The 24,429-nt window shown below is 70.1% G+C and carries 22 protein-coding genes; 12 read left to right on the forward strand and 10 right to left on the reverse strand.

Features of this window, described 5'->3' with window-relative positions:
• Positions 1-7: 7 nt before the first annotated feature.
• Genes Q0599_RS03390 through Q0599_RS03415 form a run of 6 tightly spaced genes read left to right on the forward strand, consistent with a single transcriptional unit; the run spans position 8 to position 8,247 of the window.
• Positions 8-3,796 (forward strand): nitrate reductase subunit alpha, encoded by a 3,789-nt coding sequence (locus Q0599_RS03390; RefSeq protein ID WP_298825673.1) that lies wholly within the window; start codon positions 8-10, stop codon positions 3,794-3,796.
• Positions 3,793-5,316, forward strand: a complete 1,524-nt coding sequence (narH, locus tag Q0599_RS03395; RefSeq protein ID WP_298825677.1) for a nitrate reductase subunit beta — start codon at positions 3,793-3,795, stop codon at positions 5,314-5,316. Before Q0599_RS03390 ends, narH begins: the two co-directional genes overlap by 4 nt.
• A 2-nt stretch (positions 5,317-5,318) precedes the next feature.
• Positions 5,319-6,014 carry a nitrate reductase molybdenum cofactor assembly chaperone gene (gene narJ / locus Q0599_RS03400; protein WP_298825680.1) on the forward strand — a complete coding sequence of 232 codons (696 nt, stop codon included), beginning with the start codon at positions 5,319-5,321 and terminating at the stop codon, positions 6,012-6,014.
• Positions 6,011-6,748, forward strand: coding sequence for a respiratory nitrate reductase subunit gamma (gene narI / locus Q0599_RS03405; protein WP_298825683.1), 738 nt, complete (start codon positions 6,011-6,013; stop codon positions 6,746-6,748). The genes narJ and narI overlap by 4 nt, the downstream gene beginning before the upstream one ends.
• A 10-nt stretch (positions 6,749-6,758) precedes the next feature.
• Positions 6,759-7,541, forward strand: a complete 783-nt coding sequence (locus Q0599_RS03410) for a peptidylprolyl isomerase (RefSeq protein ID WP_298825686.1) — start codon at positions 6,759-6,761, stop codon at positions 7,539-7,541.
• Positions 7,542-7,551: 10 nt separating this feature from the next.
• A complete protein-coding gene (locus tag Q0599_RS03415) occupies positions 7,552-8,247 on the forward strand; it encodes a carbonic anhydrase (RefSeq protein WP_298825689.1) in 696 nt (231 codons plus the stop codon).
• An 84-nt stretch (positions 8,248-8,331) separates the two neighbouring features.
• On the opposite strand, the gene Q0599_RS03420 is transcribed toward Q0599_RS03415, so the two are convergent.
• A complete protein-coding gene (locus Q0599_RS03420; protein WP_298825691.1) occupies positions 8,332-8,649 on the reverse strand; it encodes a hypothetical protein in 318 nt (105 codons plus the stop codon).
• A gap of 150 nt (positions 8,650-8,799) precedes the next feature.
• Here Q0599_RS03420 and Q0599_RS03425 point away from each other — a divergent pair, with 150 nt between their 5' ends.
• From Q0599_RS03425 to Q0599_RS03450, 6 genes are all read left to right on the forward strand, one after another.
• The gene (locus tag Q0599_RS03425) at positions 8,800-9,417 is read left to right on the forward strand and encodes a LysE family transporter (protein WP_298825693.1); all 618 of its coding nucleotides are present in this window, start codon (positions 8,800-8,802) and stop codon (positions 9,415-9,417) included.
• A 133-nt stretch (positions 9,418-9,550) separates the two neighbouring features.
• Positions 9,551-10,744: a nitronate monooxygenase family protein gene (locus Q0599_RS03430; protein ID WP_298825960.1), complete on the forward strand. Its 1,194-nt coding sequence runs from the start codon at positions 9,551-9,553 to the stop codon at positions 10,742-10,744.
• Between the two features lie 29 nt (positions 10,745-10,773).
• Positions 10,774-11,751, forward strand: a complete 978-nt coding sequence (locus Q0599_RS03435) for a zinc-dependent alcohol dehydrogenase family protein (RefSeq protein ID WP_298825963.1) — start codon at positions 10,774-10,776, stop codon at positions 11,749-11,751.
• Positions 11,751-13,001, forward strand: coding sequence for an NnrS family protein (locus Q0599_RS03440; protein WP_298825696.1), 1,251 nt, complete (start codon positions 11,751-11,753; stop codon positions 12,999-13,001). The genes Q0599_RS03435 and Q0599_RS03440 overlap by 1 nt, the downstream gene beginning before the upstream one ends.
• A 47-nt stretch (positions 13,002-13,048) precedes the next feature.
• Entirely contained in the window at positions 13,049-14,710 is a 1,662-nt protein-coding gene (locus Q0599_RS03445; protein WP_298825699.1) for a hypothetical protein, read from the forward strand.
• An 82-nt stretch (positions 14,711-14,792) separates the two neighbouring features.
• Complete coding sequence (locus Q0599_RS03450; protein WP_298825701.1) at positions 14,793-16,475, forward strand: hypothetical protein; 1,683 nt, start codon at positions 14,793-14,795, stop codon at positions 16,473-16,475.
• 18 nt (positions 16,476-16,493) lie between these two features.
• Here Q0599_RS03450 and Q0599_RS03455 read toward each other — a convergent pair whose 3' ends face one another.
• The 9 genes from Q0599_RS03455 to Q0599_RS03495 are packed head-to-tail and all read right to left on the reverse strand — an operon-like array spanning position 16,494 to position 24,340.
• Positions 16,494-17,711 carry an FAD-dependent oxidoreductase gene (locus Q0599_RS03455; RefSeq protein WP_298825703.1) on the reverse strand — a complete coding sequence of 406 codons (1,218 nt, stop codon included), beginning with the start codon at positions 17,709-17,711 and terminating at the stop codon, positions 16,494-16,496.
• Entirely contained in the window at positions 17,704-18,291 is a 588-nt protein-coding gene (locus Q0599_RS03460) for a MarR family transcriptional regulator (RefSeq protein ID WP_298825706.1), read from the reverse strand. Before Q0599_RS03460 ends, Q0599_RS03455 begins: the two co-directional genes overlap by 8 nt.
• On the reverse strand, positions 18,292-18,615 hold the full coding sequence (locus Q0599_RS03465; protein ID WP_298825708.1) for a 2Fe-2S iron-sulfur cluster-binding protein: 324 nt from the start codon (positions 18,613-18,615) through the stop codon (positions 18,292-18,294).
• A 30-nt stretch (positions 18,616-18,645) separates the two neighbouring features.
• Complete coding sequence (locus tag Q0599_RS03470; protein WP_298825711.1) at positions 18,646-19,845, reverse strand: cytochrome P450; 1,200 nt, start codon at positions 19,843-19,845, stop codon at positions 18,646-18,648.
• 11 nt (positions 19,846-19,856) lie between these two features.
• Positions 19,857-20,570 carry an ABC transporter ATP-binding protein gene (locus Q0599_RS03475; RefSeq protein WP_298825714.1) on the reverse strand — a complete coding sequence of 238 codons (714 nt, stop codon included), beginning with the start codon at positions 20,568-20,570 and terminating at the stop codon, positions 19,857-19,859.
• Between the two features lies 1 nt (position 20,571).
• Positions 20,572-21,315, reverse strand: a complete 744-nt coding sequence (locus Q0599_RS03480) for an ABC transporter ATP-binding protein (RefSeq protein WP_298825717.1) — start codon at positions 21,313-21,315, stop codon at positions 20,572-20,574.
• Positions 21,312-22,277: a branched-chain amino acid ABC transporter permease gene (locus tag Q0599_RS03485; protein WP_298825720.1), complete on the reverse strand. Its 966-nt coding sequence runs from the start codon at positions 22,275-22,277 to the stop codon at positions 21,312-21,314. Before Q0599_RS03485 ends, Q0599_RS03480 begins: the two co-directional genes overlap by 4 nt.
• Positions 22,274-23,131, reverse strand: a complete 858-nt coding sequence (locus tag Q0599_RS03490; RefSeq protein ID WP_298825723.1) for a branched-chain amino acid ABC transporter permease — start codon at positions 23,129-23,131, stop codon at positions 22,274-22,276. Before Q0599_RS03490 ends, Q0599_RS03485 begins: the two co-directional genes overlap by 4 nt.
• Before the next feature lie 36 nt (positions 23,132-23,167).
• Positions 23,168-24,340, reverse strand: coding sequence for an ABC transporter substrate-binding protein (locus tag Q0599_RS03495; protein ID WP_298825726.1), 1,173 nt, complete (start codon positions 24,338-24,340; stop codon positions 23,168-23,170).
• Positions 24,341-24,429: the final 89 nt, after the last annotated feature.

Raw genomic sequence — 24,429 nt, forward strand, 5'->3', positions numbered from 1 at the left:
CAAGACAATGAGCCACTTCCTCGATCGACTGACCCATTTCGCGCAGCCCAAGGAGAGCTTCTCCAACGGCCACGGCGTCGCCACCGGAGAAGATCGCACCTGGGAGGACGCCTACCGCGACCGCTGGGCGCACGACAAGATCGTGCGCTCCACCCACGGCGTGAACTGCACGGGCTCGTGCTCGTGGAAGATCTACGTCAAGGGCGGCATCGTCACCTGGGAGACCCAGCAGACCGACTACCCGCGCACGCGCTGGGACATGCCCAACCACGAGCCGCGCGGCTGCGCGCGCGGCGCCAGCTACAGCTGGTACCTCTACAGCGCCAACCGCGTGAAGTACCCGATGGTGCGCGGCCGGTTGCTCAAGGCCTGGCGCGAGGCGCGCCTGGCCAACGACCCGGTCGCCGCCTGGACGAGCATCGTCGAGGACGAGGCCAAGCGGCGCGACTACCAGAGCGTGCGCGGCCTCGGCGGCTTCGTGCGCTCGAGCTGGGACGAGGTCAACGAGATCGTCGCGGCGGCGAACGTCTACACGATCAAGAAGTACGGCCCCGACCGCGTGATCGGCTTCTCGCCGATCCCGGCGATGTCGATGGTCAGCTACGCCGCCGGCTCGCGCTACCTGTCGCTGATCGGCGGCGTGTGCATGAGCTTCTACGACTGGTACTGCGACCTGCCGCCATCCAGCCCGCAGATCTGGGGCGAGCAGACCGACGTGCCCGAGTCGGCCGACTGGTACAACTCGACCTACATCATCGCCTGGGGCAGCAACGTGCCGCAGACGCGCACGCCCGACGCGCACTTCTTCACCGAGGTGCGCTACAAGGGCGCGAAGACGGTCGCGGTGACGCCCGACTACGCCGAGATCAGCAAGCTCTGCGACCTCTGGCTGCACCCGAAGCAGGGCACCGACGCGGCGCTCGCGATGGCCATGGGCCACGTGATCCTGAAGGAGTTCTACTTCGACCAGCGCAGCGAGTACTTCGACGACTACGCACGCCGCTACACCGACCTGCCGATGCTGGTGCTGCTCAAGGAGCAGACCCTGCCCGACGGCCGCACGGTGATGGTGCCCGACCGCTACGTGCGCGCCAGCGACTTCAACGGCAAGCTCGGCCAGGCCAACAACCCCGACTGGAAGACCGTCGCCCTCGACCAGAAGGGCAAGGTCGTGCTGCCCCACGGCGCGATCGGCTTCCGCTGGGGCCCGGACGGGCGCGCCGATGCCGGTCAGTGGAACCTCGAGGCCAAGGAAGCCCGCCACGGCGGCGAGGTGAAGCTCAAGCTCTCGGTGCTGGAAGGGCAGGATCCGAGCGAGCAGACCGCGCAGGTCGGCTTCCCCTACTTCGGCGGCATCGCGACCGCGCACTTCACCGCCAACGAACAAGGCGGCGACGTGCTGGTGCGCACCGTGCCCGTGCAGCGCATCCGCCTCGGCAAGGAAGGCGACCACCGCGAGGCGCTGGTGGCCACGGTGTTCGACCTGCAGGTGGCCAACTACGGTGTGGCGCGCGGCCTGCCCGGCGAGAACGCGGCGGTGAACTACGACGCCGACACACCGTACACGCCGGCCTGGCAGGAGAAAGTCACCGGCGTGCCGCGCGAGCAGGTGATCAGCGTGGCGCGCGAGTTCGCCGGCAACGCGCACAAGACGCGCGGCAAGTCCATGGTGATCATCGGCGCGGCGATGAACCACTGGTACCACAGCGACATGAACTACCGCGGCATCATCAACATGCTGATGATGTGCGGCTGCATCGGGCAAAGCGGCGGCGGCTGGGCGCACTACGTGGGCCAGGAGAAGCTGCGCCCGCAGACCGGCTGGACCGCGCTGGCCTTCGCGCTGGACTGGATCCGCCCGCCGCGGCAGCAGAACAGCACCAGCTTCTTCTACGCGCACACCGACCAGTGGCGCTACGAGAAGCTCGGCGTCGACGAGGTGCTCTCGCCGCTGGCCGACAAGGCCAGGTTCGGCGGCAGCATGATCGACTACAACGTGCGTGCCGAGCGCATGGGCTGGCTGCCGAGCGCGCCGCAGCTGCAGACGAATCCGATCCAGGTGGTGAAGGACGCGGCGGCCGCCGGCCTCGACCCGAAGGACTACGCGGTCGGCGCGCTGAAGAGCGGCGCCCTGCGCATGAGCTGCGAAGATCCCGACGCGCCCGCAAACTGGCCGCGCAACCTGTTCGTCTGGCGCTCCAACCTGCTCGGCTCGTCGGGCAAGGGCCACGAGTACTTCCTCAAGCACCTGCTGGGCACCAGCAACGGCGTGCAGGGCAAGGACCTCGGCCGCGACGACGCGAAGCCGGAGGAAGTCGTCTGGCACGACAAGGCGCCGGAAGGCAAGCTCGACCTGCTGGTCACGCTGGACTTCCGCATGAGCACCACGTGTCTGTACTCCGACATCGTGCTGCCCACCGCCACCTGGTACGAGAAGAACGATCTCAACACCAGCGACATGCATCCCTTCATCCACCCCTTGTCCACCGCGGTGGACCCGGCGTGGCAATCGAGGAGCGACTGGGAGATCTACAAAGGCTTCGCGAAGAAGTTCAGCGAGGTCTGCGTCGGCCACCTCGGCGTCGAGAAGGAGCTGGTGCTGACGCCGCTGATGCACGACAGCCCCGCCGAGCTGGCCCAGCCCTTCGACGTGAAGGAGTGGAAGAAGGGCGAATGCGACCTGATCCCCGGCAAGACTGCGCCGCAGATGACGGTGATCGAGCGCGACTACCCGAATGTCTACAAGCGCTTCACCGCGCTCGGCCCCTTGATGAACAAGGTGGGCAACGGCGGCAAGGGCATCGCCTGGAACACGCAGGACGAGGTCAGGCAGCTCGGTGAATTGAACGGTGTGGTGCGGGACGAAGGCGTGACCAAGGGCATGCCGCGGATCGAATCGGACATCGACGCCTGCGAGGTGGTGCTGCAACTCGCGCCGGAGACCAACGGCCACGTCGCCGTGAAGGCCTGGCAGGCGCTGTCCAAGGCCACCGGCCTGGACCATACGCACCTGGCCCTGCACCGCGAGGACGAGAAGATCCGCTTCCGCGACATCCAGGCGCAGCCGCGCAAGATCATCAGCTCGCCGACCTGGTCGGGGCTGGAGAGCGAGAAGGTCTCGTACAACGCCGGCTACACCAACGTGCACGAGCTGATCCCCTGGCGCACCCTCACCGGTCGGCAGCAGTTCTACATGGACCACCCGTGGATGCGCGCCTTCGGCGAAGGCTTCGTCAGCTATCGCCCACCGGTGGACCTGAAGACCACTGCCGGCATCCACGGCGTGAAGGGCAACGGCAACACGGAGATCCTGCTGAACTTCATCACGCCGCACCAGAAGTGGGGCATCCACAGCACCTACAGCGACAACCTGCTGATGCTGACGCTCAACCGCGGCGGCCCGGTGATCTGGCTGTCGGAGGACGACGCGCAGCGCGCCGGCATCGTCGACAACGACTGGGTCGAGCTGTTCAACCTCAACGGCGCCATCGCAGCACGCGCGGTGGTGAGCCAGCGCGTCAACCCGGGCATGGTGCTGATGTACCACGCGCAGGAGAAGATCATCAACACGCCGGGGTCGGAAATCACCGGGGCGCGCGGCGGCATCCACAACTCGGTGACGCGCATCGTGCTCAAGCCGACCCACATGATCGGCGGCTACGCACAGCTGAGCTACGGCTTCAACTACTACGGGACCATCGGCACCAACCGCGACGAGTTCGTGGTGGTGCGCAAGATGAACAAGGTCGACTGGCTGGACACGCCCGTCGCCGCGACGCAAGGAGTGCACGCATGAAGGTCCGCGCACAAATCGGCATGGTGCTGAACCTGGACAAGTGCATCGGCTGCCACACCTGTTCGGTCACCTGCAAGAACGTCTGGACCAGCCGCAAGGGCATGGAGTACGCCTGGTTCAACAACGTCGAGACCAAGCCCGGCATCGGCTACCCGAAGGAGTGGGAGAACCAGGACAAGTGGAACGGCGGCTGGATCCGCAACGCCGACGGCTCGATCCAGCCGCGCCAGGGCGCGAAGTGGAAGCTGCTGATGCGCATCTTCGCCAACCCCAACCTGCCGCAGATCGACGACTACTACGAGCCCTTCACCTTTGACTACGACCACCTGCAGTCGGCGCCCGAGATGAAGGCGGCGCCGACCGCCAGGCCGCGCAGCCTGATCACCGGGCAGCGCATGGAGAAGATCGAGTGGGGCCCGAACTGGGAGGAGATCCTCGGCGGCGAATTCAGCAAGCGCTCGAAGGACAAGAACTTCGACGAGGTGCAGAAGGACATCTACGGCCAGTTCGAGAACACCTTCATGATGTACCTGCCCAGGCTGTGCGAGCACTGCCTGAACCCGGCGTGCGTCGCGAGCTGCCCCTCGGGCTCGATCTACAAGCGCGAGGAAGACGGCATCGTGCTGATCGACCAGGACAAGTGCCGCGGCTGGCGCATGTGCGTGTCGGGCTGCCCGTACAAGAAGATCTACTACAACTGGAACACCGGCAAGGCCGAGAAGTGCATCTTCTGCTACCCGCGCATCGAGGCGGGCCAGCCGACGGTGTGCTCCGAGACCTGCGTGGGCCGCATCCGCTATCTGGGCGTGCTGCTCTACGACGCCGAGCGCATCCAGGAAGCGGCCAGCGTGGCGCAGGACCGCGACCTGTACAAGGCACAGCTCGACATCTTCCTCGACCCCAATGACCCGAAGGTGATCGAGCAGGCGCGCGCCGACGGCATCCCCGACGCATGGATGGAGGCGGCGCGCCGCAGCCCGGTCTACAAGATGGCGGTGGAGTGGAAGGTGGCGCTGCCGCTGCACCCGGAGTACCGCACGCTGCCGATGGTCTGGTACGTGCCGCCGCTGTCGCCGATCACGGCCGCCGCCAATGCCGGCCAGGTCGGCACCAATGGCGAGATCCCGGACGTCAACCAGCTGCGCATCCCGGTCAAGTACCTCGCCAACCTGCTCACCGCGGGCGACACCGTGCCGGTGGTGCGCGCGCTCGAGCGCATGCTGGCGATGCGCGCCTACCAGCGCGCCAAGCACGTCGACGGCACGATCAACAGCGCGGCACTGCAGCAGGTGCAGATGAGCGAGGCCGAGGTCGAGGACATGTACCAGGTGATGGCCATCGCGAACTACGAGGACCGCTTCGTCATCCCGAGCACGCACCGCGAGTACGCCGAGAACGCCTTCGACGTGCGTGGCGGCTGCGGCTTCTCGTTCGGCAACGGCTGCTCGGAGGGCTCGAGCGACACCAGCCTGTTCGGCGGCGGCAGGCGCCGCACCATTCCCATCAAGGCGGAGGTCTGAGCATGAGCTTCCTCGACACCAATCCCAAGGCGACGCTCACGTTGCGCGTGCTGGCGAAGCTGCTCGGCTACCCCGATGCCGAGCTGCGCCGTCACCTGCCCGAGTTGCGCGATGCGCTGCAGTCGGAGCGCGCGCTGAGCTTCTCGCGCCGCGCCGAACTCGATGCGCTGATGGACGGCCTGGCCAAGGCGGGCGCGCTGGAGGCCGAAGCCACCTACGTCGAGCTGTTCGACCGCGGGCGCAGCACCTCGCTGCATCTGTTCGAGCACGTGCATGGCGACTCTCGCGACCGCGGTCCGGCGATGATCGATCTCGTGCGGACGTACGAGAAGGCGGGGCTGCTGCTCGGGCCGCACGAACTGCCCGACCACCTGCCGGTGGTGCTGGAGTTCGCCTCGACGCAGCCGCCGAAGGAGGCGCGCGCCTTCCTGGCCGAGATGGTGCACATCCTCAGCGCCATCTTCAGCGCGTTGCAGCAGCGCCAGAGCCCCTACGCCAGCGTGCTGGGCGCACTGATCGAGCTGGCCGGCGAGCGGGCGCAGCCGGTCAAGGTCGCGCCGGAGGAGTCGCTCGACGAGAGCTGGGCGGAGCCGGCCGCCTTCGACGGCTGCTCGGTGAAGGGCCAGGCCCGTCCCGGCGCGCCGCAACCGGTGCAGATCGTCCGCAAGATCCACGCTTCCGAAGGAGTCCGCGCATGAAAGCCTGGCTCGACACCCTGCTGTTCGGCATCTATCCGTACCTCTGCCTGGCCATCTTCCTGCTCGGCAGCCTGCTGCGCTTCGACCGCGACCAGTACTCTTGGAAGAGTGACTCGTCGCAGCTGCTGCGCAGCGGCCAGCTGAAATGGGGCAGCAACCTGTTCCACGCCGGCATCCTGTTCCTGTTCTTCGGCCACACGGTGGGCATGCTCACGCCGCACGTCGTCTACGAGCCGTTCATGACGGCCGGCGCCAAGCAGCTGCTGGCGATGGTCTCCGGCGGCGCCTTCGGCGTGCTGGGCATCATCGGCCTGACGCTGCTGCTGCACCGGCGCCTGGCCGACGCGCGCATCCGCGCCACCAGCAGGACCAGCGACATCGTGCTGCTCGTCCTGCTGTGGCTGCAGTTCGCGCTCGGCCTGGCCACCGTGCCGCTGTCGGCGCAGCACCTGGACGGCAGCATGATGCTGGTGCTGGCCGAATGGGCGCAGCGCATCGTCACCTTCCGAGGCGGCGCCGCCGAGCTGATGGCCGAGGTGGGGCCGGTGTTCCGCGCCCACATGTTCCTCGGCATGACGATCTTCCTGATCTTCCCGTTCACGCGCCTGGTGCACGTGTGGAGCGGCTTCGGCACGCTGGCCTACGTGGTGCGCCCCTACCAGGTGGTGCGCGCGCGCCGGCTGAACGTGCCGGCCGGCCAGAACCTGCCGCGCCAGCCCGGCGCGAGCGTCTGAGGAGGCGGCGATGACGAGCACGAGCACCGCGACGCTGCCGTCGGTCAACGGCGTGCCGCTGATGCACGAGGGCGAGGGGCCGAGCGCGGAAGAGCTGCGCCAGCGCGCCTGCACGGAGCTGCTGCGCCAGGCGGCGCAGCGCGCCGGCCTGCTGGCCGCGGACGACCCGCCGGCCAGCGACGGCGCGATCAGCGAGGCCGCCTCGGCGGCCATCGATGCGCTGCTCGACCGCGCGCTGCAGCTCCCCGAGCCGTCGGAGGAGGCCTGCCGCCGCCACCACGCGGCCCATGCGGCGAGCTACGCCGCCGGCGAGCGGCTGCGCCTGCGCCATATCCTCTTCGCGGTGATGCCGGGTGTCGACGTCACGGCACTGCGCCAGCGCGCCGAAGCCTGCCTGCTCGACGTGCGCTGCCATGACGGATCGTCAGGCGACGGATTCGCGCGGGCGGCGCAGGAGCTCTCCAACTGCCCGAGCGGCGCGCAGGGCGGCGAGCTCGGCTGGCTGGAAGCGGCCGACTGCGCCCCCGAGTTCGCCCGCGAGCTGTTCGGCCATGCCGAACTCGGCGTGCTGCCGCGGCTGGTGCACAGCCGCTTCGGGCTGCACGTGGTCGAAGTGCAGCAGCGCGAGGCGGGCGAGGTCCGCCCCTTCGAGGCGGTGCGCGGCGCCGTCGCCATGGCGCTGCGCCAGCAGGCCTTCGTCACCGCGCTGCGCCAGTACCTGCAATTGCTTGCCGGCGAGGCGGCGGTCGAGGGCGTCGACCTGGAGGCTGCCGACACGCCGCTGGTGCAATAGGCGAGCCGCCATGCCCGACGAACTGCTGCAGCGCCTGCAGCGCTTCCACGACCACACCTTCCCCGGCGTCCAGGACCAGTTCCAGGACCTCGTGCGGCAGGGCCAGCACCCGACCATCCTGTTCATCGGCTGTTCGGATTCGCGGCTCGTGCCCTATCTGCTCACGGGCACCGGGCCGGGCGAGCTGTTCATCGTGCGCAACGTCGGCGCCTTCGTGCCGCCGCACGATGGGTCCGCCGGCTATCACGGCACCGCCGCGGCGATCGAGTTCGCGGTGCTCAACCTCCACGTGGCGCACATCGTGGTGTGTGGTCACAGCCACTGCGGTGGCATCCGTGCGCTCTACGAGGGCGTCTCGCCGCAGGCCACCAACCTGAATGCCTGGCTGGAGCTGGGCCGCGAGGCGGTGCTGCCGGTGCAGCTGACGCCGGAGGCGCTGCGCCGCACCGAGCAACGCGCCGTGGTGCTGCAGCTCGAGCGCCTGATGGACTACCCGATGGTGCGCCAGCAGGTCGAGCGCGGGAAGCTCGCGCTGCACGGCTGGCACTACGTCATCGAGGACGGCGAGGTGCATGTCTTCGACGTGAGGAGCGGCGGCTTCATTCCGGCGTCGAAGTCGGTGCACAGCGGCACCGGGCCCTATGCGGGCGCCGAAGACGGCGGCGCGCTGTTCAACGAGATCGACGACGCCTTCGCGCCGCGCTGAGCGCGGCGCCGATCCCGCGTCAACCCAAAGCAAGAAGCGGCGGCAGGTCACCCTGTCGCCGCCTCTCGGAGCCGGTGGGGTGGCTTACTTCTTCACCTTCTCCATCGCGTCGCTCTTGGACAGCTCGCCGGACTTGACGGCTTCCTTGACCTCCTGCTTCACTTCGGCGCGGCTCTTCTCCGACTTCGCGGCAGGCGCCGGGCTGGCGTCGCACTCGCGGCTGGTGCCCTTGCCGGCGGCCTTCACCTCGGCGCGTTCCTTCTCCGACTTGGCCTTCGGCATCGTGGCCGCGTCGAGACACTCGTCCGCCTTGGCGGTCTTCTTCGCGTCCGCAGCCAGGGCGCCCTGGGCGACGAAAGCGGCGAGGACGGCGGCGATCAGGGTCGTGGTCTTGAGTTGCATGGTGCTCTCTCCTTCTCGTGGTGTTCAGTTTGGCACCGGCCACACTCGCGACCGGTCGGGACTACAACGTGACCCGAGTTCATTGTGTTGACACCGGGGGTGGTATGAATTGATCCAGCGCAAGCGGGCGACCGGGCTAGAGTCCGCCCCGTGGATGCCCTGACCCTGTTCCTGTCCTCTGGTTTGATCGGCCTGTCGATCGCCGCGCCGGTCGGCCCGATCGGCCTGCTCACCATCCAGCGCAGCCTGGAGCACGGCGCGCGTGCCGGCCTGGCCACCGGTCTGGGCGCCGCGGCGGCCGACGCGGTGTACGGCGCCATCGGCGCCTACGGCGTGAGCTGGCTGGTCAAGGCGCTGGTCGCGGCGCGCGCGCCGCTGGCGATCTTCGGCGGCGGCTTCCTGCTGTGGATGGCCTGGCAGCTGGTGCGCGCGCCGGTGGCCGATCGCGCGGCGAGCATGGCGCCGGCGCGCAACGGTTGGCAGTACTTTGCCGGCACCTTCGTGCTGACGCTGTCCAACCCGGCGACGATCTTCTCCTTCATCGCCATCTTCGGCAGCATGGCCGGTCGTGCGGCGACGAGCTCGCCGGCGCTGATGGTGGCAGGCGTGCTGGCCGGCTCCGCGCTGTGGTGGCTGGCGCTGAGCAGCGCGGTCGGCCGGTTGCGCGAGCGCTTCGATGCACGTTGGCGGCGCCGCGTCAACCTGGCCAGCGCCAGCGTGCTGGCCGGCTTCGCGCTGTGGCAGCTGGTCTCGTTGGTCGCGGGCTGACCGTGCCATCGTGGCGATTGGCTCGAGCTTGACGGGCATCAATGCCGAAGCGCTTCGTGCCCTGCACAGTCGCAGCCTGGAGGATTGACTGCCCATGTTGCTCAGAACCGACGCCGATGCCATCGACCCGCGCATGCGGCCGTTCTTCGAACGCAGCGGCCTGTCGGCGCTTCGCCTGCGCGGTCGCGCGATGCTGCCCATCGTGCAGGGCGGCATGGGCGTCGGCGTGTCCGCGCACAAGCTGGCCGGCAGTGTCGCCGCGCTCGGCGGCGTGGGCACGATTTCGTCGGTGGACCTGCGCCGCCATCACCCCGACCTGATGGAGCGCACCCAGGGTCTGGCCTCGCGGCCGGGCATGGATGCCGACAGCAAGGCGAAGATCGACGCCGCCAACCTCGAGGCGATCGGCCGCGAGATCGCGGCGGCGCGCACACTGTCGCAGGGCCGCGGCCTGCTGGCCATCAACGTGATGCGCGCCGTGGCCGAGTACGCCGCCTCGGTGAAGCGCGCGCTGGAGGCCGGCATCGACGCGGTCGTGGTCGGCGCCGGCCTGCCGCTGGACCTGCCCGACCTCGCCGCCGACCATCCCGACGCGCTGCTCGTGCCCATCCTGTCCGACGCGCGCGGCGTGCAGCTGATCGTGAAGAAGTGGGAGCGCAAGAAGCGCCTGCCGGACGCCATCGTCATCGAGCACCCGCGGCTGGCCGGCGGCCACCTCGGCGCGGCGAAGATCGCCGACCTGAACGACCCGCGCTTCGACTTCGAGAACGTGATCCCGCAGTCGCGCGAGTTCCTCAAGAGCGCGGGCATCGAGCGCGACATTCCCCTCATTGCCGCTGGCGGCATCCGCACCTTCGAGGACATCGCGAAGCTGCAGTCGCTCGGCGCCGCAGCGGTGCAGCTCGGCACGCCCTTCGCCGTCACCGAGGAAGGCGACGCGAGCGACGCGTTCAAGCAGGTGCTCGCCGGCGCGAAGGACGAGGAGATGGTCGAGTTCACCAGCGTGGCCGGTCTGCCGGCGCGCGCGGTGGCCACGCCCTGGCTGCGTGCCTACCTGAAGATCGAGGACAAGCTGCAGGCCGTCACGCACGCGAAGACGCGCTGCACCAAGGCCTTCGACTGCCTCGCGCAATGCGGGCTGCGCGACGGTCTGAAGGGCTGGGGCCAGTTCTGCATCGACAACCAGCTCGCCGCCGCCCTGCGCGGCGACACCAAGAAGGGTCTGTTCTTCCGCGGCGCCGGCGCCTTGCCCTTCGGCGAGCAGATCCGCAGCGTGCGCGAGCTGATGGAGCGGCTGCTGACCCGCGCCGAGGTGGCACCGGCCTGAGAGGGGCGGTCGTGAGCGGCTGGCTGTCCATGCAGCTCGAGGCTGCCGGCCGGCCGCTGCAGCAGGTCTGGCGTGAACGGCGACCCACCCCCGGGCCGGGCGAGGTGGCATTGCGCGTGCTGGCCTGCGGGGTCTGCCGCACCGACCTGCACCTCGTCGACGGCGACCTGCCACTGCCGGACCACCCGGTCGTGCCGGGCCACGAGATCGTCGGCCGCGTCGAGGCGCTGGGCGAGGGCGTGAGCGCATTCAGCCTCGGCGAGCGCGTCGGCGTGCCCTGGCTGGGCTGGACCTGCGGCGCGTGCAGCCATTGCCGCGCCGGCCGCGAGAACCTCTGCGAGCAGGCGCGCTTCACCGGCTGGCAGATCCCGGGCGGTTACGCCGCGCACGCGTTGGCCGATGCGCGCTACGTGTTTCGCCTGCCCGATCGCTACAGCGACGAGCAGGCCTCGCCGCTGCTGTGCGCCGGCCTGATCGGCTACCGTGCCTACGCAATGGCCGGCGAGGCCGCGCGGCTCGGCCTGTACGGATTCGGCGCGGCGGCGCACCTGATCGCGCAGGTGGCGGTGCATCAGGGCCGCGAGGTGCATGCCTTCACACGGCGGGGCGACGCTGCCGCGCAGGCGCTCGCGCGCGAGCTCGGCGCGGCCTGGGCCGGCGGTTCCGACGAAGCGCCGCGCGAACCGCTGGACGCCGCGCTGATCTTCGCGCCCGTCGGTGCGCTGGTGCCCGCAGCGCTGCGCGCGGTGCGCGCCGGCGGCACGGTGGTGTGCGCGGGCATCCACATGAGCGACATCCCGTCCTTCCCCTATGCCTGGCTGTGGGGCGAGCGTCGCCTGGTCTCGGTGGCCAACCTCACGCGTGCCGACGGCGAGGCCTTCATGGCGCTGGCCGCGCGCATGCCGCTGCAGGTGCACACCAGGCGCTATGCGCTGGACGACGCCAACCAGGCCCTGGCCGACCTGCGCGGCGGGCGCGTCAGCGGCGCGGCGGTGCTGGTGCCGTGATGGCGGACAGGCGCTGGCGCGCGCGCTGGCTGCTCGCCGCGCCGCACCGGCTCGGCTTCTTCGCCGCCGCCTGCATGCTGGCGCTGTCCGCACTGTGGTGGCTGGCCTGGATGCTGTCGCGGCACGCCATCGGCCTCGCCTGGCGCTGGGCGGTGTCCCCCGGGCTCGCGCACGGCGTGTGGTTCGGATTCGGATTCATGCCGTTGTTCTTCGCCGGCTTCCTCTTCACCGCCGGGCCGAAGTGGCTGCGCCTGCCGCCGGTCGAGGCGCGCGCGCTCGCGCCGGCGATCGCCTCGGCGCTGGCAGGCTGGCTGCTGTTCGTCGCCGGCGTCCATGCGCAACTGCTGCTCGCCGCGCTCGGGCTGGTGGTGGTGGCTGCGGCCTGGCTGGCGATCGTGCGGCGGCTTGCGGGCCTGCTGCGAGCAAGCGTCGAGCGCGACCGCGTGCACCTGCGGGTGATGCTGGCTGCCGGCCGGGTCGGCGCGCTGGCGATCCTCGCCACCGCCGCCTGCTTGCTCGCCGGCCGCGAGGACGCCGCGCGCGCCGCCGTGCAACTGGGCCTGTGGGGCTTCATTGCCCCGGTGTTCGTCGCGGCGGCGCACCGCCTGGTGCCCTTCCTCGGCGAGTCCGCCTCGCCGGCCCTGGCCGCATGGCGGCCGCAGTGGCTGCTGTGGACGCTGCTCGCGCTGTGCGCTGCGCAGTGGCCGTTCGCCCTCGCCGACCTGTGGTGGTGGCCGCAGCCGGGCGCGTGGCGGGCGCTGCAGATCGTCGCCGACGCCGCCGGCGCGCTGCTGGTGTTCGCGCTGGCGTGGCGCTGGGTGCGCGTGCAGGGCATGCGCACGCGCATGATCGCCATGCTGCACGTCGGCTTCGTCTGGCTGGGCGTGTCCTTCGCGCTGTCGGCGCTATCCCAGGCGCTGCTGTGGGCGAGCGGGGGCACGCAGGCGCTCGGCCTGGCCGCGCCGCACGCCTTCACGATCGGATTTCTCGGCAGCACGATGCTGGCGATGACCTCGCGGATCGCCAGCGGCCAGGCCGGCCGGACCCTGGCGGCGGACGACCTGGCCTGGGCGCTGTTCCTCGTGCTGCAGCTCGCCGTGCTGCTGCGCATGGCCGCGACGCTGTGGCCGGCCGCCGAGGCCACCCTGCTGATCGCCGCCGCGCTGGCCTGGACGGCCGCGGTGGGGGGCTGGGCCGTGCGCTGTGGCCGCTGGTTCGGCCGGCCGCGGGTGGACGGGCGCCCCGGTTGACGACCCTTGTCGCCGCGCCGCCGCGCCGACCTCGGTACGATTGGCTCATGCGCTGGCCGCCGAAGATCCATGCCGTCCTCCTCGCCACCGCCTGCTCGTTGTCGACGCAAGCGCATGCGGCCGAGCTGCAGACGGTGTGCACCATCACCGTCAACTCCGCCGACGAGAAGGAGTCGTTTCGCCGCCACCTGCCGCCGGCCCGGTATCGCTTCGTCGAACTGGTCGAGCGCGGCCGCCCCGACTGGCTGGCCTCGGCCTGCCGCGAGGACGTCTCCTGTGACGTGCTCGTCGTCTCCGGCCACTACGACGGCGGCAACGAGTTCTTCTCGGACCAGCTGGAGGTGCGCGAATTCCTGACCGTCTCCGAACTGGAGCGCGTCTCCTGCAGCGGTTCCTGCCCGAGCCTCTTCTCCCGGCTGAAGGAAGTCCATCTGTTCGGCTGCAACACCCTGAATCCGCACCCGCAGAGCGCCGCGTCGGCCGAGATCGTGCGCAGCCTGGTGCGCGAGGGCCACGCCCCCAAGGAGGCCAAGCGCCAGCTCGAGTCGCTGAGCACCGCGCACGGCGAGAACAGCCGCGACCGCATGCGCCAGATCTTCAAGGACGTGCCGGTCATCTATGGCTTCTCGACGAAGGCGCCGCTGGGGCCGATCGCCGCCTCCACGCTGGACCGCTACTTCCGTGCCGGCGGCGCGCGCGAGATCGGCCGAGGCCATCCCAGCGGGCGCCTGCTGGGTTACTTCGCGCCGTTCGCGATGACGGCCGCACAAGGCATGACCGAGAAGGACCCGCATCTCCAGGCGCGGCGGGACATGTGCCGCTTTGCCGACGAGCGCCTGTCGGAGGCGACCAAGCTCGGCTTCGTGCACGAACTGCTGCGCAGGCCCAGCGCGTCAGCCAGGCTGTACCTCGACCGCATCCAGCGCCTGACCAACGGGCTCGACGAGCCGACGCGCCGCAGCCCTGCGGTGGCGCGGGCGCTCGAGGGCATTGCACGTGACGGCACCGCCCGGGCACGCTTTCTCGACGAAATACGCGCCTTCGAGCCGTCCACCGAGCGCGTACGCATGGTCGACGTCGCACGCGACCTGGGCTGGCTGTCGGAAGAACAGCGCTGGGAGCAGTTCGCGCTGATGCTGGGCGAACTGCAGGACCGCCGTGTGGTCGGCGTGCCGGAGGTGGGGCTGGCCTGCAGCCTGAACGAGCAGGGCGACCTCGACGGCGCGTTCAACCGGCGCGTCGTGCCAGGCAGTGCGGCCGACGACGTGCCGCACGCGGCCATGCGCGCCTGCCTGGGCAGCGCCGAGGGGCGGGCACGCACGCTGGAGGCCCTGCGCAGCGCGAAAGAAGCCGAGGTCCTCATCGCACAGACCTATCTGCGCCACCGGCCCATCACCGACGCGCAGGAGTTGCGCCAAGTCGTCGCTGGCATTACCCGCATGGAGCCCGGCGAGGCGCAGGTTCGCGCGCTGGAGTCGCTGGGCCGGCACTACGTGTCCGACGCCGAGGTGCTGAAGATGCTGACGCAGCTGTTCGCGCAGACGCCGTCATGGTCGGTGCAGACCGCCATCGCGGGCATCCTGATCCGCGCCGACCGGCGGTCGATCGCCGCTCCGGAGCTGCTGCGCACCCTGGTCGAGAAGCGGCAGTCGTCCTCCGAGGGCAACAACATGGTCGACGCGTTGATCCACAGGCTGCAGTCCCCCTGAGCGTGACGCCGGTGCGAAATCCGGCGCAGTTGGTTCGCCATCGGTTACATCCTCTCGGCCGGCCCTGTGGAACACTTACCCCATGCTGTATCGAGCTGTCCCGCCCCGGTTCCTGTGGCGCCTGTCGGCCACGCTGCTGGCCAGCCTGGCCGCGGCATGTTCCTTCGGCGTGCGCGCCGCGCCGAAGACGGTGTGCACCGTCACCATCAATTCGGCCGACGAGAAGGAGACGTTCCAGCGCCACCTGCCGCCGGGTGAATACCAGTTCGTCGAACTGGTGCAGCGCGGTCAGCCCGATTGGCTGGCTTCGGCGCGCCGGCGCGGCGTGAGTTGCGACGTGCTCGTGATCTCCGGCCACTTCGACGACGGCACCGAGTTCTACACCGACCGCCACCACGACCGCGAATTCCTGACGGTCCAGGAAATGCAGCACGAGTCGTGCAGCCATCCTCATGACGGTCTGTTCTCGCGGCTCAAGGAGGTGTACCTGTTCGGGTGCAACACCTTGCAGTCGCAGCCCAGGCAGGTCGCCCAGGGCGAGATCCTGCGCAGCCTCGAACGCTCGGGCCATTCGCGAGCGGATGCCGAGCGCGTGGCCGCCCAGTTGAATGCGCGCTACGGGCAGAGCAATCGCGACCGCCTGCGCCATGTGTTCAAGGACGTGCCGGTGCTCTACGGCTTCTCCTCCAAGGCGCCGCTCGGACGCTATGCGGGGCCGCTGCTCGAGCGCTACTTCCAGACGGCGCCGGCGGGCGAGATCGGCAGCGGGCGCCCGAGCCCGACGCTGCTGAAGCTGTTCGGGCCGAGTTCGATGATCGCCGTGTCGGGCCTGACCGGGTCGGATCCGCACGCATCCTTCCGCAGCGACATGTGCGGCTTCGTGGACGACCGCCCGTCGGATGCGCAGAAGCTCGCCTTCATGCACGAGGTGCTGCAGCGCGACGTCGCCGAAGTGCGCATGTTCCTCGACCACCTCGAACGCTACACGGCGTCGCTCGACCCGGCGCGGCGTCGACAGCCCGAGGTGGCGCAGGCGCTGGCGGCGATCGAGCACGACCGCAGTTCGCGCGACCGCTACCTCGAGTTCGCACGCGACGCCGACGAGGCGTCAGTGCAGGCGCGCATGCTGGCCCTGGCGCGCAACCTCGGCTGGCTGTCGCCGGCGCAGGAGCAGGCGGAATTCGTACGCATGGTCGCCGACCGCATGGCACGCGGCAGCCTGGGCAAGCATGAGGTCGATCTCGTCTGCTCGAGCCATCGCGAGCGGGAGTCGAACCTCGCGCAGCAGGTGCTGGCCACCGGCGCTGCGCGGACCGGCAATGTCGCGCACTCGGCCGTGCTGGCCTGCCTGGGCAGCGCCGAAGCCCACGAGCGCACGGTGCGTGCGCTGACGAGTGCGCAGGACGAGGAGGTCGCGATCGCACAGGTCTACCTGCGTCACCGGCCGCTGGCCGACGTCGCCGAGGTGCGTGCCGTCACCTCGGGCATCGGGCGCATGACCGCCGCCCGCGCCCAGGTGCGTGCGCTCGAGGCGCTGGCCCGGCAGCGCCTCGCCGACGCGCAAAGCCTGCAGGAGATCGTCCGGCTGTTCCCGCTGGCCCGCTCGCTCGACGCGCAGCGCGCCATCGCCGGCATCCTGATCCGCGCCGACCACAAGATGCTGGCCCGCTCCGACCTGGCCCGCACGCTGCGCCAGCACCGGTTGAAGTCGCCCGACGGCAACGACGTGATCGACGCGCTGATCCGCGTGCTGCAGTCCGCCTGAGGTCCGCGCGGCGCCGGCTCAGAGCTGCGACTTCAGCGGCACGGCCGGGTCGCAGGCCAGCGAAGGCGCCGGGCTCTTGCCGCCCTCGAGCAGCTTGCGCGCCGCCATGTGATCGAGCGGCGCGTTGACGCTCTCCACGCAAGCGAGGCGGTCCCCCGCGTAGTGCAGGATGGAGAAGCTCGCCGGGCTCGCGCCCGGCCGGCGATGCCGCACCGCGTCGGCGGGCATCACTCCGGCCATCTGCAGTCGCAGCGCACCCTGCTCCGACCAGAACCAGGGCAGTGCGCGGTAGGGCTCGTGCGCGCCGGTCAGCGTGGCGAAGGCGGTGCGTGCCTGGTCGTTCGCGTTCTGCACCGATTCCAGCCGCAGGCGGCGTGTGCTGCCGGGCTCGGGGAAGTTGGCGCAGTCGCCGATGGCGAGGATGGCGGGGTCGGAACTGCGCAGCGACGCATCGACGACGACACCGTTGTCGCAGGTCAAGCCAGCCGACATCGCCAGCGAAGTCTGCGGCGCCGCGCCGATGCCCATGACGAGCAGTTCGACCGGTTCACGCCGGCCGCTCACCGACAGGGCATCGAGGCGGTCGCCCTCGATGGCGGGATCGGCCACCGCGACGCCGAGTCGGACGTCGATGCCGCTGGTGCGATGCGTGGCCAGCACGTGCTCGGCGAGTTCCGGCGAGACCGAACGCTGCAGCAGCCGTGGCGCGGCTTCCAGCACGCTGACCTGCTTGCCCAGGACGGCGGCCGTGGCGGCGATCTCCAGGCCGATGAAGCCGCCGCCGAGCACGGTCACGCGCTGCACGGCCTGAAGCTGGCCACGCAGGCGAATCGCGTCGGCCGCGCTGCGCAGCACGGCCACGTTGGCCAGCGTCGCCGGCAACGCGGGCAGGGTGCGCGCCGATGCGCCGGTGGCCAGCACCAGCCAGCCGTAGGGCAGTCTCGTGCCCGAGCGCAGCGTCACGGTCTTCGCCGCGCGGTCGATGGCCAGCGCCGCGTCGCCGCGGTGCAGCGTGATGCCGGCCTCGGCATACCAGGCTTCGTTGCGGTGCAACTGCACCGACTCCTGCGAATTCTTCAGGAAGGCCTTGGACAGCGGCGGCCGCTGGTAGGGCAGGTCGGTCTCGTCGCAGACGAGGTGAACGCGCGCGCCCAGGCCGGCCCCGGCCAGCAGAGCGCACAGCGCCGCGCCGGCATGGCCGCCGCCGACGATCACGATCGGGCTGTTCTCACTCATCGTCGCTCTCCTCGGTGGGGGCGCGGCGCCGCGCAGCGGCCGCGGGGAAGCGCTGGTTCACGTAGCGCGCGGTGGCGGCTTCCACCGCCGGCAGGTTCTCGTGCAGCCGCTTGAGCAAGCCGATCAGCGTTTCCACCTCGTCGGGATCGAGGACCTCGAGGAAGGCGCGCTCGCGCTCCAGCGCGATGCCGCGGATCTGGTCGTGCAACTCGCGACCCTGCTTCGTCAGCGTGGCGATGCGCAACCGGCCGTCGTCCGCGTCCAGGCCGATCGTCACCAGGCCGCGCGACTGCATGCTCTTGAAGCAGCGGCTCACCGAGGCCTTGTCCATGCCGATGATGCGCGAGACCTGCTGCGCCGAGATCGAGCCGTGGATGGCCAGCAGCACCAGGCAGCGCCAGGTCTCGATGCCGACGTCGAAAACGGCGAGGTAGTGCTGCGATGCGCCGCGCGACAGCTTGTTGGCGATCCAGGTCAGGAAGGCCGGAACGTAGCGTTCGAGGTCGACGTTCTGCGCTGCAGCCGACGACGCCCTGCGCGGGACGGCGGGCTTCGCAGCCGGGCGGGCGGTGGGCTTCACTTACTGCTGGCGCTCCGGGATGCGCACCACCAGCCCCTGCAAGGCGGCGGTGAGCTTGATCTGGCAGGACAGCCGGCTGCTCGGCTGGCGCGGCGCAGCGGTGCATTCGAGCATCTCCAACTCGTTGGCCAGCGGCGCGGGCAGCCGCTCGGCCCAGGCCGGGTCGACGTAGACATGGCAGGTCGCGCACATCGCCGAGCCCCCGCATTCGGCGACGATGCCGGGCACGCCGGCGCCGGTGGCGGCGGCCATGACGCTGACGCCCTCGGGCGCCTCGAGGCCGCGCTCGCTGCCGTCGGCCAGGATGAAGGTGATGTCGGGCATGGACTTTCTCGAACGATGGTCAGGCGATGATCAGGCAGGGATGAGGTGAAGCGGCAGCGTGTCCAGGGCACGCAGCGTATTGTTGAGTCGACGGGTGTGCGGTCCGGCGACCTCGATGCGCTTGACCCGCCTGGCGATCGCCGTCAGCACCACCTCGCCCTCGAGCCGCGCCACCGCCTGGCCCACGCAGCCGTGGATGCCGGCGCCGAAGGCCACGTGGCCGCTCGGCCGCCGCTCGATATCGTAGCGGTCCGGGTCGGCCCACTTGCGCGGGTCGCGGTTGGCCGAGGCGAGCATGCACAGCACCTTGGTGTTCTCGGCCACCGGCACGCCGGCGATCTCGCAGTCGCGCGCCGCCGTGCGGTAGAAGGTCTGCGCGGTCGACTCCCAGCGAAGCGCCTCCTCGAAGGCCGGCCGCGCGAGCGATGCGTCGGCGTGCAGCTTCGCGTACTGCTCGGGGTGGTGGGCGAGCGCGAACAGCGCATTGCCGATGCCGTTGATGGTGGTGTCCACGCCCGCCGAGAGGAACGAGCGCACCAGCAACGGGGCCTGCTCGTGCGTGATCTCTGCGGCGTCGGCCGCCTGGTAGATCTGGTCGCCGAAGCCGCCGGGGCGCAGGTGCTCGCGCTGGCAGTGGGCCATGATCCAGTCGGTGACCGGGCCCATGCGCTCGGCCGCCTTCGCCAGCAGCGCATTGCGCGGGCCCATCGAGTTGAAGATCAGGTCGCCGTAGACCAGCAGGTTCTCGCGGCCGTCCTCCTCCACGCCCACCGCATCGGGGAAGACCTTCAGCGGGTAGATCTGCGCCAGGTCGTGGATGCCGCAGATGCGGCCCTTGTCCAGGCAGCGATCCACCATTTGCTCGGCCACCTCGGTGAAGCTGGCGCGGATCTGCATCACCGCCTTCGGGCTGAGGATGCGTGACAGCACGGCGCGCGTCTGCGTGTGCAGCGGCGGATCGGCCTCGAGGATGAGGCTCTTCGGGCGGAACGGCGTCTCGAGGTTGAAGTTCGTCAGGCCCACGCCGGCGCCGGAGATGAAGGTGGCGTGGTCGTGGAACACCGCATGCACCTGCTCGTGGCGCGCGCAGGCCACCAGGCTGGGGTAGGGCGTCAGCCTGACCACCGGCCCGGCTTCGCGCATGCGCTGGTGCATCGGGTAGGGGTCGATCAGGTTCTCGGCCGCGTAGGGGTCGATGTCCAGTTCGGGGATGTCTGCAGTCTCGTTCATCGTGGGTCCTTTCAATGCACGGCCATGCCGACCAGGCGTTCGAGCGTGGCGCTGTCTTCGCGAAGTTCGCTGGCCGCCGCTTCGTGCACCACCGCGCCGCGCTCGAGCACGATCGCGCGGTCCGCATAGCCCAACGCTTCCTGCACCTGCTGCTCGACGATCAGCACGGTGATACCGTGCTCGCGGCTCATGCGGGCGAAGGCGGCGAGCAGTTCCTGGCGGATCAGCGGCGCCAGGCCCTCGAGCGGCTCGTCGAGCAGCAGCAGCCGCGGCTGGCCCAGCAGCGCACGCGCCACCGACAGCATCTGCTGCTCGCCGCCGCTGAGCTGCTGGCCGCCGTTGCGGCGCCGTTCGGCCAGGCGCGGGAACAGCGCGTAGGCCTCGTCGAGTGCGCTCTTCGGCCGGCGCTTGAGCCCGGCGACCAGGTTCTCCTCGACGCTCAGCGAGGGGAAGATGTCGCGCGTCTGCGGCACCAGGCCGAGCCCGCGGGCGGCGCGCTCGTGCGGTGCCATGCCCGCGAGGTCTTCTCCGTCGAAGACGATGCGACCGCTGCGCAACTGCGCCAGGCCCATGATCGCCGACAGCGTGGTCGTCTTGCCCACGCCGTTGCGGCCGATCAGCGCCAGCTTCTCCTGCGGCGTGACCGCCAGGCTCAGGCCATTGAGCACGGTGATTGGCCCGTAGCCGGCGACCACCTCGTGCAGTTCGAGCAGGGGGGCGGCCATCTCAGTGCCCCAGGTAGGCGCTGCGCACGCGCGGGTCGCTGCGGATGGCCTCGGGCGTGCCATCGGCAATCACCGCGCCCTCGGCCAGCACGACGATGCGCTTGGCGAATCGGAATACCAGGTCCATGTCGTGTTCGATGATCAGCACGGCCAGATCGCCCGGCAGCGCGTCGAGTGCGGCGAGCAGGCGCGCGCCCTCGCCTTGCGGCACCCCGGCCATTGGTTCGTCGAGCAGCAGCACCTTCGGGCGCAGCGCCAGCGCCAGCGCCATTTCGACGAGGCGCTGCTCGCCGTAGGCCAGGCGCTCGGTCGGCCAGCCGGCGTGTTCGCCCAGACCGAGGTCGCGCAGCAGCGCCTGCGCTTCGGCGGCCAGCGCCGGGTAGCCGTCGATCGAGCGCCAGTAGCGGCCGGTCAGACCTTCGCGTTCGAACAGCGCGAGCTCGACCTGCCGCTGCACCGGCAGGTGCGGCGCCAGCGTGGTGATCTGGAAGGTGCGGGCCAGGCCGGCGCGCACGCGCTGCGCCTGCGAGTGGCGCGTCACGTCCTCGCCGTTCAGCCAGACGCTGCCCGCGCTCGGCGCCACGGTGCCGCTGAGCTGGTTGACCAGCGTGGTCTTGCCGGCGCCGTTCGGGCCGATCAGCGCGAGTCGATCGCCGGCGTGCAGTTGCAGCGACACGCTGCGTGTGACGTGCAGGCCGCCGTAGCGCTTGTCGAGCCCGCGGGTCTCGAGAAGAAGGCTGCTCATGAGCCTGCCCCCAGCCGCGCACGCAGCCAGCCCCAGGCCTTCTGCGGCGGCACCAGCACCACGGCCATCAGCGCGGCGCCGATGACGAACAGCCAGTGGTACGGGTTGATCGACGCCGCCGTGTGGTGCAGCAGCGTGAAGATGATGGCGCCGACCAGCGCGCCGTGCAGCCTCCCGGCGCCGCCGAGGATCAGCATGACCAGCGCTTCGGCCGAGACGGCGAAGGACAGGCTGTCCAGGCCGACGATTGCGTTGGTCTGCGCCGACAGCGCGCCCGCCGCGCCGGCGAGCCCGCCGGCGAGCGTGTACATCGCCAGCAGGCGCGGGATCACCGGCGTGCCCAGCGCCGCCATGCGTGCCCGGTTCTCGTGGATGCCGCGCACCGCCAGGCCGAAGGGCGAATCGACCACGCGGCGCGCGATGTACAGCCCCAGCGCCAGCATGGCCACTGCGTACAGCGCCGCCGTCCTGCCCTCGAGGTCGAAGGCGAAGCGGCCGAGAAGCGGGCTCACGGAGAAGCCGGTCAGGCCGTCGTCGCCGCCGGTCCAGTCGCGCGCCTTCTGCGCCAGGCTGGCGACGATCTGTGCCACGGCCACCGTGAGCATCAGGAAGGTGAAGCCGTGGTAGCGCAGCAGGAAGGCACCGGAGGCGAGCGCGAGCAGCGCGCCGGCGCCGGTGCCGACGGCCAGGCCGAGCAGCGGGTCGGGATGCGCGCGCAGGGCGAAGATGCCGGCCGCGTAGGCCCCGGCACCGAACAGCGCCGCGTGGCCCAGCGTGGCGAGACCCGCGATGCCCACGACGAGGTCGAGCGACAGCACGAACAGCGCTGTCACGGCGATGCGCGTGAGCAGGCCGAGCTGTTCGGGCAGCGCCCACCAGGCAACGAGGCCGAGGGCCAGCACCACCAGCGGCGCGCGCCAGGGCGGCGCCACCCTGGGTGCCTGTGTGTCGGTGGTGCTCATCGCTTCAGCAAGCCATTCGGCCGCCAGGCCAGCATCACGGCCATGGCGAGGAAGAAGAACAGACTGCCCCACTCGGAGGCCAGATATTTGCTCGCTGTCTCGACGATCCCCAGCACCACGGCGGCGAGCAGCGAGCCTGGCAGGCTGCCCATGCCGCCGACGGCCACGACGACCAGCACCAGCACCAGATACTTCAGCGCGTAGTAGGGCTCCAGGGGCATCAACTCGGCGCCGAGCACGCCGCCGAGGCCCGCCAGTGCCGCGCCGGCCGCGAAGCTGGCGCATTGCACCGCGCGGATCGGGATGCCCAGCGTGGCGGCAGTGTCCGGGTGGTCGACTGCGGCGCGCAGCCAGACGCCGAAGCGCGTGCGCGTGACAGTCCAGGCCGCGGCGGCGGCGACGACCAGTCCGGCGGCGATCACCAGCAGCCGCTGCGCCGGCAGCGTGCGGAAGCCAAGGTCGACGGATTGGGCGATCAGCGGCGGCAGCACGATCAATTGCACCTGCGGGCCCGCCACCGCGTTGGTCAGGGCGATCAGGAAGAAGCTCAGCCCGATGGTGAACAGCACCTGCTCGAGCTCGCTGCGCCGGTAGAGGTGGCGCAGCACCAGGGATTCGAGCAGCGCGCCGAGCGCGGCGACGAGGAGCAACGCCGCCGGCACCGCGATCCAGAAGCTCCACTGCGCCTCGCGGGTGAGCAGGGCGGCCGCGTAGCCGCCGATCATCGCGAAGGCGCCGTGGGCCAGGTTGACGAAGCGCATCAGCCCGAGCGTGACCGACAGGCCCACGGCGATGATGAACAGCACCATGCCGTAGGCCAAGCCGTCGATCAGCACATTGGCGAGCAGCTGCATGGCGTGTCGTTCGAGGTCCGGGCCGCGTCGCGAGGCTTACTTGACGAGGCCGTGGTCGAGCTGCGGGCCGAAGCTCTGCGCTTCCTTGTTGACGAGCAGATTGCCGACCTTCTCGACCTTGCGCAGGTAGACGTTCTGCACGATGTGGCGCGTCTTCGGGTCGATGCGCACGGGGCCGCGGGGGCTTTCCCACTGCAGCGAGCGGGCTGCGGCGAGCGCCTTCGAGCCGTCCTTCTGGCCACCGTTGGCTTCGATCATCTTGTGGATCACGTGCATGCCGTCCCAGGCGCCCACCGAAGCGTAGTTGGCGATCGCGTCCGCGTCCTTCTTCTTCAGCGCGGCGACGAAGGCCGTGTTCGCCGGCGAGTCGTGCGCCGCCGAATAGTGGAAGGCGGTCGTCAGGCCCAACGCCGAGTCGCCGAACTTCTGCAGGTCGAACTCGTCCATCTCGGCCGTGCCGAGGAACTGGATGCCGGCCTTGGCCAGGCCGTTCTCGTTGTAGGCCTTGACGAAGCCGAGGTTGGGCGGGCCACCGGGCAGGAAGGTGTAGACCGCCTGCGCACCGCTGGCCTTGATGCGCTGCACGAAGGGCGCGAAGTCCGTCGTGGCGATCGGCATGCGGATGCTCTCCACCACCGTCCCGCCCTGCTTGGCGAACTCGCTCTTCCAGGCTGCCTCGGCATCGATGCCGGGACCGTAGTCGGTCACCGCGGTGACGACCTTCTGGATGTTGTTCTTGGCCGCCCATTGCGCCAGGGGCACCGTCACCTGCCACAGCGTGTAGCTGGTGCGAATGAAGAACTCGCTCTTGTCGGTGATCGCCGAGGTGGCAGCGTTGAAGATCACCGTCGGCGTCTGCGACTGCTGGATCAGCGGCGCCACCGCGAAGGCGTTCGGCGTGAAGACGAAGCCGCCGAGGTAGTCGACCTTGTCCTTGACGATCAGCTCCTGCACCAGCGTCTTCGTCTGGCCGGGGTTGGGGCCGCCCGTGTCGCGGTAGATCAGCTCGACATCCTTGCCGGCCAGCTTGCCGCCCTGGGAGGCGATGTAGGCCTCGGCGCCGTTCTTGAACAGCGTGCCGTAGTGCGCGAACGGGCCCGAGAAGGGGCCGACGATGCCGATCTTCACGGTCTGTGCGGCGGCGCCGAACGAGGTCAGTGCGAGGGCGGCGGTCAGCGCGGCCACGCTGCGTCTGCTGCGGAAGTTCATGGGCTGTCTCCAGTGGGGTGCGCCGCGGGAAAGCAAGAGCGCGTGTTGATCTGCCGCAATGGTCGGTGGAAATAGTTGGTATGTCAACA

The organism is uncultured Piscinibacter sp., from assembly GCF_937952055.1.
Taxonomy (GTDB): Bacteria; Pseudomonadota; Gammaproteobacteria; order Burkholderiales; family Burkholderiaceae_C; genus Piscinibacter.

Excerpts from the sequence above, each read along its gene's own strand:
- Q0599_RS03450 (WP_298825701.1), top strand. The coding sequence starts at position 14,793 with ATGCTGTATCGAGCTGTCCCGCCCCGGTTCCTGTGGCGCCTGTCGGCC.
- Q0599_RS03440 (WP_298825696.1), top strand. The coding sequence starts at position 11,751 with ATGGCGGACAGGCGCTGGCGCGCGCGCTGGCTGCTCGCCGCGCCGCAC.
- Q0599_RS03455 (WP_298825703.1), bottom strand. The coding sequence starts at position 17,711 with ATGAGTGAGAACAGCCCGATCGTGATCGTCGGCGGCGGCCATGCCGGC.
- Q0599_RS03435 (WP_298825963.1), top strand. The coding sequence starts at position 10,774 with ATGCAGCTCGAGGCTGCCGGCCGGCCGCTGCAGCAGGTCTGGCGTGAA.
- narH (WP_298825677.1), top strand. The coding sequence starts at position 3,793 with ATGAAGGTCCGCGCACAAATCGGCATGGTGCTGAACCTGGACAAGTGC.
- Q0599_RS03490 (WP_298825723.1), bottom strand. The coding sequence starts at position 23,131 with ATGCAGCTGCTCGCCAATGTGCTGATCGACGGCTTGGCCTACGGCATG.
- Q0599_RS03485 (WP_298825720.1), bottom strand. The coding sequence starts at position 22,277 with ATGAGCACCACCGACACACAGGCACCCAGGGTGGCGCCGCCCTGGCGC.
- Q0599_RS03480 (WP_298825717.1), bottom strand. The coding sequence starts at position 21,315 with ATGAGCAGCCTTCTTCTCGAGACCCGCGGGCTCGACAAGCGCTACGGC.
- narI (WP_298825683.1), top strand. The coding sequence starts at position 6,011 with ATGAAAGCCTGGCTCGACACCCTGCTGTTCGGCATCTATCCGTACCTC.
- Q0599_RS03430 (WP_298825960.1), top strand. The coding sequence starts at position 9,551 with ATGCGGCCGTTCTTCGAACGCAGCGGCCTGTCGGCGCTTCGCCTGCGC.
- Q0599_RS03420 (WP_298825691.1), bottom strand. The coding sequence starts at position 8,649 with ATGCAACTCAAGACCACGACCCTGATCGCCGCCGTCCTCGCCGCTTTC.
- Q0599_RS03410 (WP_298825686.1), top strand. The coding sequence starts at position 6,759 with ATGACGAGCACGAGCACCGCGACGCTGCCGTCGGTCAACGGCGTGCCG.
- Q0599_RS03475 (WP_298825714.1), bottom strand. The coding sequence starts at position 20,570 with ATGGCCGCCCCCCTGCTCGAACTGCACGAGGTGGTCGCCGGCTACGGG.
- Q0599_RS03390 (WP_298825673.1), top strand. The coding sequence starts at position 8 with ATGAGCCACTTCCTCGATCGACTGACCCATTTCGCGCAGCCCAAGGAG.
- Q0599_RS03470 (WP_298825711.1), bottom strand. The coding sequence starts at position 19,845 with ATGAACGAGACTGCAGACATCCCCGAACTGGACATCGACCCCTACGCG.
- Q0599_RS03465 (WP_298825708.1), bottom strand. The coding sequence starts at position 18,615 with ATGCCCGACATCACCTTCATCCTGGCCGACGGCAGCGAGCGCGGCCTC.
- Q0599_RS03495 (WP_298825726.1), bottom strand. The coding sequence starts at position 24,340 with ATGAACTTCCGCAGCAGACGCAGCGTGGCCGCGCTGACCGCCGCCCTC.
- Q0599_RS03445 (WP_298825699.1), top strand. The coding sequence starts at position 13,049 with ATGCGCTGGCCGCCGAAGATCCATGCCGTCCTCCTCGCCACCGCCTGC.
- narJ (WP_298825680.1), top strand. The coding sequence starts at position 5,319 with ATGAGCTTCCTCGACACCAATCCCAAGGCGACGCTCACGTTGCGCGTG.
- Q0599_RS03415 (WP_298825689.1), top strand. The coding sequence starts at position 7,552 with ATGCCCGACGAACTGCTGCAGCGCCTGCAGCGCTTCCACGACCACACC.